This is a genomic window from Mesorhizobium sp. M2A.F.Ca.ET.037.01.1.1, from assembly GCF_003998075.1.
Taxonomy (GTDB): domain Bacteria; phylum Pseudomonadota; class Alphaproteobacteria; order Rhizobiales; family Rhizobiaceae; genus Mesorhizobium.
Window position 1 is genome coordinate 1 of record NZ_RZSA01000222.1, and the last position, 7,722, is coordinate 7,722.

Here is a 7,722-nt window from a genome sequence, read left to right on the forward strand (position 1 = left end):
TTTCCATATTCCATGGCAAAGCCGGGCCTGAAGATATGTTCAAGGAAACCTTTGAACAGTGCCGGCATGGTTCCATGCCAAAGTGGAAACAGAAAAACCCAGTGTTCGGCCCAGCGCATATCGTCCCGCGGTTGCACGAGGGCCGGCGGTAATGCCCCGGTCTCGAATTCCGCTTGTGTACGCATGAGCGAGAACTCGAGCGTTCCCACTTCGACGCGACGAACCTCGTGCCCGGCTGCTTTCGCAGCTTCGGCATAAGCGTCTGCCATCGCATGCAGCAAGCGATGCCCACCGGGGTCTGGATGACCCTGTATGATCGCGATCCGCTTGGTCATTGGTCCCTACCTCACGCATTCAATCCTAGCGCGTTCTTCCAAAACGCCTCTTTGATCTGGCGCAAGTGCCTGAGGAGATCACCCTATCCGCGTCAGCATCGTCGAATGCGAGCTGAGTTCGGCCACTATGTCGCCGAAGGCGGAAGTCCGGTGAAACAAGGGGAATCCGCAAGCCTGCCGAGGGGACGCAGACCGAGGACGAAGCTCGCCTGTCTTAGTTTGTTCATCCGGCCGGGTTACAAGTGGCGCGCTCATCCAACGGAGTATGCCATGCAAACCGATGTGTCGGATCTCGACCAGCTTCAGAGCGCCTACAAGGCCGCGGTGGAGGATTGGATAGCGGCGATCAGGGAGGAAGAGGAACTCGCATCCGTCAACCACTCGATAGCCGAGATCGACAAATGGGAGGCGGCCCACTTCAAGGAGGATGAGGTGCGCGACAGGGTTCTGGAATTGAAGAAGAAATACGAGGACGCTTTGCGCAAGGATCAGTTCGGCTTCTAGAGCAATTCCGGGAAAACTAGCGGTTTTCCGTCCGGTTTTTGATTTTACGCATGTCTTTATCCGAAACCGGTTCCCACTTTCGGGAGACATGCTTTAACGTTTCGCCGGTGCCGATTTGGGCGGTCTGAGCAGCAAAGCAAACGGCACCAGCACCGCTGTGGCTATCGCGCAGTAGAAGAACACATCGACATAGGCGAGCAGCGAAGCCTGGCGGCCGATCTCCTGGCCGATCCAGCCGACGGCCTGCTGTCTGGCTTCGACCAATGGCGAACCCTCGGCGACGAAATGATCCGTCACCTGGCGAAGCGTCTGCTGATAGGTGTCGCTCGATTGCGCGGTGTGGCTGACCAGCACCGATTGGTGCATCTGGGCGTTCTGAACAATCACCGTGTTGGACAGCGACACGCCGATGCTGCCGCCGATGTTGCGCGCGACATTGATCAGCGACGATGCCTGGTCGGTCTTCTGCGGCGGCAGGCCGACATAGGCGGCGGTGGAGATCGGGATAAACAGGAACGGCAGGCCGATCATCATATAGACGCGGGCATAGGCGAAGAAGCTGAAGCTGGCGTCGGGCGTCAGCGAGGTCGTGTGCCAGAGCGCGACCGCGACCACCGACATGCCCAACATGATGAGATAGCGCGGCTGAACGATGCCGGCGGCAAAGCCCGAGATCGGCATCAGCATGAGCATGGCAATGCCCCCTGGCATCATCGAGAGGCCGGAGAGCGTGGCGGTGTAATCGAAGGTCGTCTGCTGCAACTGCGGCAAAAGCTGCGTGGTGCTGAAGAGCACCGCGCCCACCGCCATCATGACCAGAAAGGACATGCCGAACTGCCGGCTGAACAGCAGGCGGACGTCGACGATCGGATCGCGCCTTGTCCACTCCCACGGGACCAGCAGCACGAACGACACGGTCGAGATCACAGCGAAGGTCGTGATGAAGGTCGAGGCGAACCAGTCGTTGCGCTGGCCTTCGTCGAGAAAGACTTCGAGGCAGCCGAGCGCCATCGCCACCAGGATGAAGCCGATCCAGTCGACCCTCAGCCCCTTGCTCAACCGCTCCCGGCGCTCGCGTTCGAGGATGTCGGGCTCGATCACCAGCCATTGCACGAGCGCCAGCGACATGATGCCGAACGGCACGTTGATGAAGAAGATCCAGTGCCAGGAGAAATTGTCGGTCAGCCAGCCGCCGATTGTCGGTCCGACCGTCGGCGCGACGATCACCGCGATGCCGTAGAGCGCAAAGGCCTGGGACCGCTTCTCCGGCGGAAAAGTATCGGCGAGGATCGATTGCTCGCTCGGCGCCATGCCGCCGCCGCCCAGCCCCTGCAGGATACGGAAGGCGATCAGCGTCGGCAGGTTGGGGGCCAGCCCGCAGAGCAGCGATGCAAATGTGAAGGTCGCGACGCAGATCATGTAGTAGCGCTTGCGGCCGACGACGCTGGTCAGCCAGCCGCTGACCGGGATGATGACGGAGTTGGCGACGAGATAGGTGGTGATCACCCATGTGCTCTCGTCCATGCCGGCGGCCAGGCTGCCGGCGATGTTGCGCAGCGCGACATTGGCGATCGAGGTGTCGAGCACCAGCATGAAGGTCGCGATCGAGACGACGATCGCGATCAGCCAGGGGTTGCGCCCGCCGGCGGCGGAACGGCTTTCGTTGCCCTGAACTGTCGCGGCATCGCTCATCTGACCTTGACCGTCGGAACCACCGACATGCCGGGGCCGAGATAGACGCCGGGCGGCTGGTCGAACACGATCTTGACCGGCACGCGCTGCACCACCTTGACGAAATTGCCGGTGGCGTTTTCGGCAGGCAGCAGGCTGAACGCCGTGCCGCTGCCGGCCTGGACGCTGTCGACCCGGCCATGGAAGGTCTTTTCGGGATAGGCGTCGATGGCGATGTCGACGGGTTGGCCCGGCCGCATCAGGTCGAGCTGTGTTTCCTTGAAATTGGCCTTCACCCAGACGTCGTTGGGCACGAACATCATCAGCACCTGGCCGGGCTGCGCATAGGTGCCTTTCGCCGCAGTGATGCTGGTGGCACGGCCGGCGACGGGCGCCGTGATGGTCGTGCGGGTGAGGGTGGTCTTGGCCTGGTTCTCGGCCGCCTCCGCCTGCCGAAGCTTGGCCTCGGCGCTCTTGCCTTGAGCCTGCAGAACCGCCAGCTGACTTTTCGCTGCCTCGACATTGGCGTTGGCGGCGTCCAGCGCCGCCTGGTCCTGGCGCAAGGTCGAAGCGGCCTGCTGTGCCTGCTGCTGCGTCGCCGTGCCCTTGGCCAGGAGCTCGCGGTTGCGCTGGTCCTCGGACTTGGCGAATTCGAGCGCCGCCTGCGCCTGCGCCACCTGCTTGCCGGCCGCGTCGATCTTGGCGTTCTGCGCCTGGGTCTGCGCCTCGACGTTGGCGATGTCGGCCCGCGCCGCCGCCACGCCGGCTTCCGCCTGTTTGAGCGAGGCCTGATAGTCGCTGTCGTCGATGCGCAGAAGCACCGCGCCGGCCTCGACCGGCTGGTTGTCGGTGACGGCGACATCGGTGATGCGCCCGGCAATTTCCGCGCCGACCGTCACCGTGCGGGCGTCGATGAAGGCGTCGTCGGTCCATTCATAGTGGCGCGCGTTGAGCCACCAGATGACCACCGCCGCGATCACCAGCAGGATGAGGATGGCGATGATCGCCGCTATGTAGGGATGGCGTCTGATGGGGCCGAGCTTGTTGCTGTCGGACGGACTGTCATTCCCCTGCGCGTCTTGTGTGCGCGTATCGTCCGCGCGCTTGTTTTCCACGCGTTTTTCGTCGTCCGGCGGGCGTCGCTCGGCCCGGGGCCGAGCCCGCGTTTTCTCGGCGGGAGCGGTTTCGCGCTCTTTTCTTTCAGTTTTGGCGTCCAAGGCAACGGGTCCCAGATATCGTTGACCCCCTCGCAGCAGGGTCAACGAGCGTTTTCCGCAAAGGTTCCTGTCAAGGGATTTCGCGCCGGGGCCCGCTTGTCAGCCCGCCATCCAGCCGCCGTCCACCATCAGGTTGATGCCGGTGACGTAGCTCGCCATGTCGCTGGCGAGAAATAGCGCCGCGCCCGCCACGTCGTGCGGATGCCCGAGCCGTGGCCAGGGCGTACGGCGGCGCGAATAGTCGAGCGCATCGGGGTCGTTGGCGACGCCCGGCTTGCCGGTGATGATCTTGCCCGGCGCGATGGCGTTGCAGACGATCAGGTCGTCGGCATGGTCGACGGCGATCTGCCGCGTCATCTGCACGATGCCGCCCTTGCTTACCGAATAGGCAAGGTCGCCGGGACAGGCGACCATGCCGTGCTGCGAGGAGATGTTGATGATGCGGCCGCGCACCTCGTTGACCGGCGCCTGGGTGAGCATCTGCGTGACGGCGCGTTTGTTGCAGTAGAAAGAACCCGTCAGATTGACGCCGATGACGCGGTTCCATTGTTCCGGCGTGGTCTCGACCAGGTTGGTGCTGGTGTAGATCGCGGCATTGTTGACCATCACGTCGAGCCGACCGAAGCGATCGACGGTTGCGCCGACAAGCGCGTCGACGGCATTCCAGTCCGAGATGTCGGTCTTCATGTAGACGGCATTGCCGCCGGCGGAGCGGATCAACTCGACTGTGCTCTCTCCGCCCTCGATCGGCTGCTCCACCGTATCGGCAATTACGACGTTGGCGCCCTCGGCGGCGAATTTGAGCGCGATAGCGCGGCCGATGCCGGAACTCGCCCCGGTAACGATGGCCGTTTTGTTGGCAAGCAGGGCCATGGTGTTCAGCTCTCCCTCGTGACGATCTTGCCTTGCGCCGGACCGACCAGCCGCCCGTCGCGCACGATCTCGCGGCCGCGCAGGAAGACGTTGATCAGTCGCGCTTTGACGGTCCAGCCGTCGAAAGGCGTGTAGCCCGCCCGCGACACCTGATCGCCATTGGCGACGGTGCTGGATCGGCGCGGATCGAGGATGAGCAGATCGGCGTCGTATCCGGCGGCAATGCGTCCCTTGCGCCGGCCGAGGCCGAAGCGCTCGGCCGGGTTGCGGGCGCACATGCGCACCAGGTCGGGCAAGGCGATAAGCCCTTCGTCCACCAGCCTCAGCATGGTGGGAAGCAGCGTCTGCAGTCCCGGCATGCCGCCCGGGATGTCAGCGAAAGCCGCATAGGGCGCCGCCTTCTCGGCAGGAGCGTGCGGGGCATGATCGGTGGCGACGACGTCGATCAGCCCGGCACCCAGCGCGGCGCGCAGCGCATCGACATCGTGCGGCGAGCGCAAGGGTGGTGAAGCCTTCAGATTGGGGCCTTGCACCTCGTAATCCTGCGCCGTGAAGAACAGATTCTGTGGCGTGGTCTCGACGCTTGCGTCGGCCATGCCGCGCAGCCGGCTCCAGGTCTCGACGCCGAGTTCGGAGTTGATCTGCCGGACATGGACCTTCGCCTCAGCCGATGCTGCGGCGACAAGGGCGCGAGCGATGCCGTTGGCCTCCGCGAGCGGCGGCCGGCTGTCCAGGAAGGCGGCGATGCTGCGCGAGCGGTCGCGCGCGGAGCTGCCGGCCAGGATCGACTGGTCGCCGGGCGAGATGCCGACCAGCGTATCGGCGCCGGCGAACGCTTTCAGCGCCTGGGCGACGCTGTCGAGCGTTGCAAACAGGAATCCGTCCGGCACGTCGGCGGTAAAGAGCTCGAACGAGACCGGCGCGTGGTCGAGGAGGCGAGGGATGAGCAACAGATCGCGGCTGACCACGGCCTGCAGGCCGACATCGGCATGGATGCGGCCTTCTGCGATCGCCATTTTGTCGGCGAGTTGCTCGGCCGTGGCCGTCCAAGGCTCGTCGGTCGGCATGTCGAGCACGGTGGTCACGCCACCGAGCGCCGCCGCATGGGTGCCCGAGGAAAAGTCCTCCTTATGCGTCAGCCCAGGCTCGCGCAAATGCGCGTGCGCATCCACGAGACCGGGCAACAGGAAACAGCCGGAAGCGTCGATGACGGTTCTGGCTTCAGCGGCTTCCCCGGGTGCAATCAGCGCTACGACCTTGCCCGCGGCGATACCGACATCGCAGCGGCTCAATCCCTCGGCGTTGACCGCCATTGCGCTGCGGATCAGCGTCTCGAACAAGTCGTTGCGCTCCCTCAGCCGCGCTGCTCGAAGCGAGCATGATTGGCATGCCAGAAGCGCGCAATATCCTCGCGGCGCATGAAGGCGGCGCCGTCGCTTTGCTTGACATGCTCGATGACCTCGCGCAGGCCCGAGGCGCGGTTCGGCTGGCCCGTCCACCGGGCGTGGATGCCGATGGTCAGCATGCGGCCGCCGGTGTCGTCGGCTTCGGAGAGCATATAGTCGATGGCCGAGCGGCAATCCTCGGCGAAGTCGCGCGGATTGCTGTAGCCGGGCGCCACAAGGTAGCGGCTGTCGTTGAGCGCCTTTGAGTAAGGGACGACCAGGATTTCCGTGTCCCGGTGGTCAAGGAAATAGGGCAGGTCGTCATTGCAGGGATCGGAGTGGTAGAGGAAGCCGCCTTCCTCGACCAGCAGGTCGCGGGTGTTGACGCTGGGCAGCGAGCGGCAGTTCCAACCCAATGGGCGCTTCCCAAGCAGCCTTTCGTAGAGAGCAATCGCCTCGTGCAGATGGCGTTCTTCCTCATCTCGCTCCATCACCGTGTAGTCGATCCAGCGCAGGCCATGCCCCATCAGGTCGTGCCTTCGCGCTTTCATCCACTCGACCAGAGGCGGATTGCGCTCTAGCGCCACGGCGCAGGCGGAAAAGGTGACCGGAATGTCGTAGCGGTCGAAGAGCCTGGCCAGGCGCCAGACGCCGGCACGGCTGCCATATTCGTAATGCGTCTCGGTGCCGAGGTCGCGCACCGGCATGCTGCCGGTGAGATTGTATTCGCCCCAATTGTCGTTGCGGCCGTCTTCCAGCCAGTTGTACTCCGACCCTTCCTCGTAGTTGAGCACGAGGTTGACGGCGAGCTTGGCGCCGCCCGGCCAGGTGACGAAGGGCGGGTGAGGGCCGTAGCCGACAAAGTCGCGCGGCTGCTGCGCTTGCTGCGGATCGGTCGGCATCGGCTGGTCTCCTCTGATCTCGTTGGCTCAATTCTCGTTGGCAGCAATCCAATCCATGTAGGCGTGAAAGGCTTCCTTGCCGGGGCGCGGCCGCCATTCCGTGTCGCGCATGATGCGGGCGATGTCATAGGCGCCCCACATCCCGCCTTTCAGCGTCACATCCTGGACGATATTGGTGTCTTCGCCCGGCGTCACCTCGGCCTTCAGTCCCGGCACGCGCTCCCTTGCCCAGCCGATGATCTCGCCGATGGTCTGGCTGGAGCCGGAGCCGATGTTATAGTGGCGGTAATTGAGGCCTGGTGCATCGATCAGCGCCAGGATCGCGGCGGCGACGTCGGTCGAGGTCACGTAATCGCCGACGGGTTCGAGGCTGTTTGGCCTGATCGTTTCGCCTGCAAGGGCCATATGCGCGACGCGGTTCGGAACATGGCGAAAGTTGCGGCTCTCGGTGGCGCGGTCCATCGGGCCGTAGACGGAAGCAAGCCGCACAGACACCGCCGAGAGGCCGAACAGGTCGGCATAGCGGTTGGTGACCATCTCGGAGGCGAATTTCGAGATGCCGTAAAGCGTCAGCGGCGCGACATAGCCGTCTTCCGGCAGCGGTTCCCCGCTCCAGTCGGGGCCGTTGTGGCGGTAGACGGAACCGGAGCTGACATAGATGAAGCGCTTCAGGTCGGGATTCGTGCGCGCCCAGTCCAGCATGCGCACGGTGCCCATGAGATTGACATCGACGATGCGGGCCGGGTCCTCGGCCTCCGGCTGGCGTTTTGCTTCCGAGGCGCTGCCGCGCGAGATCGGCGTGATCGTCGCGCCGTGGACGATCGCCGTGATGCCT

General features: G+C 64.2%; 8 protein-coding genes. 1 reads left to right on the forward strand and 7 read right to left on the reverse strand.

All coding sequences use genetic code 11. The annotated features are described in order from the left end of the window. Positions 1-335, reverse strand: a 335-nt coding sequence (locus EOA27_RS13505; protein WP_189562019.1) for an NAD(P)H-dependent oxidoreductase, incomplete at its 3' end; no start/stop codon positions are given. 270 nt (positions 336-605) lie between these two features. Between EOA27_RS13505 and EOA27_RS13510 the strand changes: the two genes are divergently transcribed. Continuing rightward, entirely contained in the window at positions 606-839 is a 234-nt protein-coding gene (locus tag EOA27_RS13510; protein WP_126082248.1) for a hypothetical protein, read from the forward strand. Positions 840-932: 93 nt separating this feature from the next. Here the strand turns inward: EOA27_RS13510 and EOA27_RS13515 are convergent, their stop codons facing one another. From EOA27_RS13515 to EOA27_RS13540, 6 genes are all read right to left on the reverse strand, one after another. Beyond that, positions 933-2,531 (reverse strand): DHA2 family efflux MFS transporter permease subunit, encoded by a 1,599-nt coding sequence (locus EOA27_RS13515; protein WP_127256445.1) that lies wholly within the window; start codon positions 2,529-2,531, stop codon positions 933-935. Beyond that, a complete protein-coding gene (locus EOA27_RS13520) occupies positions 2,528-3,625 on the reverse strand; it encodes an HlyD family secretion protein (protein ID WP_126082249.1) in 1,098 nt (365 codons plus the stop codon). Before EOA27_RS13520 ends, EOA27_RS13515 begins: the two co-directional genes overlap by 4 nt. 201 nt (positions 3,626-3,826) lie before the next feature. Continuing rightward, positions 3,827-4,600, reverse strand: coding sequence for a glucose 1-dehydrogenase (locus EOA27_RS13525; RefSeq protein WP_126082250.1), 774 nt, complete (start codon positions 4,598-4,600; stop codon positions 3,827-3,829). A gap of 5 nt (positions 4,601-4,605) precedes the next feature. Next, positions 4,606-5,940, reverse strand: a complete 1,335-nt coding sequence (locus tag EOA27_RS13530) for a dihydroorotase family protein (protein WP_126082251.1) — start codon at positions 5,938-5,940, stop codon at positions 4,606-4,608. 14 nt (positions 5,941-5,954) lie between these two features. Further along, positions 5,955-6,887, reverse strand: coding sequence for an allantoinase PuuE (locus tag EOA27_RS13535; protein ID WP_126082252.1), 933 nt, complete (start codon positions 6,885-6,887; stop codon positions 5,955-5,957). Positions 6,888-6,914: 27 nt separating this feature from the next. Continuing rightward, the coding region (locus EOA27_RS13540) for an NAD(P)-dependent oxidoreductase (protein WP_145970342.1) at positions 6,915-7,722 on the reverse strand (808 nt) is incomplete at its 5' end.